General features: G+C 37.8%; 1 protein-coding gene. It reads left to right on the top strand.

What is annotated here, in order from left to right:
* Positions 1 to 94 precede the first annotated feature (94 nt).
* Complete coding sequence (locus tag BP727_RS04050) at positions 95 to 1,405, top strand: transposase (RefSeq protein WP_013718952.1); 1,311 nt, start codon at positions 95 to 97, stop codon at positions 1,403 to 1,405.
* The last annotated feature ends 212 nt before the right edge of the window (positions 1,406 to 1,617 follow it).

Genomic DNA, 1,617 nt, shown 5'->3' with positions numbered 1-1,617 from the left:
TGGGCACAAGCTCCTAAATAAGTGATGTAGGCAGGGCACATTCTATCACAAATTATTAATATTATGATAATCATGTACCCTGTGTGACCCTACAATGACTGAGATGCAATTAAGCTTGATAAATTTTCCGTATCGTGAAATGCTTTCAAATATCTTCCAGGATTACTCAAACGACTTTGAATTTACTGCGAGCGGTATTTTTCGGAAAATAGTGCCGCCATTATGTCCCGAATGTGGCCATCCAATGAGCCATAATGGTTTTAACACCTGCCAGAAGAGACATCTCGGAGGGGCAAACGTCGGGAAATATTTATGTGGCGCTTGCGGAAAGTCAACTGAAGAAAATCGAGACTTCTGGGTCAATCTAAAGGCAGACTTCTTAGGGATTATCACGGAAATCTGCACTCGTCTGAGGCTTAACCACGTATCTTATGAAGTGATAGAATCGATAATGGGCTATCTATATCCTCGGGATAAAGATACTATCCGGAACATGGTCCAGTGCGCGATTGATGAGATGGATATCCCTCCGGTCAAAAATATCCAGTTTGTGCATTATGATGAGCAACATCCCAAGGCAGGTCGAAACCAAAAGTATCGCTTGACACTCCTTGATTCGGTAACAAGGCAAGTAATCGCGGATGAACTTTATGATTCAAAAGACGCCGATACTATCGAAAGTTTCCTTCGAAGAAATCTTGATACCCAAAAGCAGATATTTATTGTCACAGATCTCTACCGAGGATACAGTGATATTTTTAAAAGAGTTTTCGGTAATAAGGTCATCCATCAATTCTGTTTGCTCCATTTGAATAAGCTCATAGTCAATGATTTTCCTCGAAAAACGAGCATTGAACAGGAATTAATTAAATACAGATTGCTTAATATATTTTATGATCGTGAGCCTGAGATAGAGTTTCTTTCCTGCTTGATCGAAGAAGAGAAAACCATGAAACAGAGAAGCGACAAGGAATATAAGTCCTGGATTAAGGAGGCAAAGAACGCATTTCATAAATTCGTCCGAGATTTGGAGTTGAAACGCAGAAGGGAAAACAAAAACCTTAAACAAAGAGATTATTATGAAGCTTTAAATAATTTTAAAATTTTAAAGATGCAATCTGACTCGTTCATGATATCTGTAAGAAAAAGACTGGCGAAAATCGAAGAGCTTTGGCCAAATCTTACAGCGTTTTACTTTGTCGATAATGCTCCAGCTACAAACAATCCTATAGAAAATTTCTATTCAGCAAGCCTCAAGACTCATAGAAAAAAGCAGTTAGAGGAACTTGGAATCAAAGAGCAGATAAAGCTCTCTGCGCTGAAGAAAGCCGGAGTCTTTGGAAGACCTCAAAAGACGCTACTCGATGCATTCTTTATGTTCATTCCTTTTCTAGATACGGGTTAAAAGATTCAGCACCGCTAACCGCATCTAACGCCATAGTTATAGCCAACGAAATTTTTTAAAATATAGATATTAATTTATAATCTATTTTGATAAATCTATTTTGATCGAATCAAATTATAACGATTTATGCGACCACATTAGCAATAATATCGGGGATAGGATAATTTCTCGCTGACAAAAAACCAAATTTCACTTGATTTCTAGATAGTGCC

Origin of the sequence: Methanosaeta sp. UBA356, assembly GCF_002496465.1 — an archaeon.
GTDB lineage: Archaea > Halobacteriota > Methanosarcinia > Methanotrichales > Methanotrichaceae > Methanothrix > Methanothrix soehngenii.
This window is presented reverse-complemented; position numbering and strand designations above follow the sequence as displayed.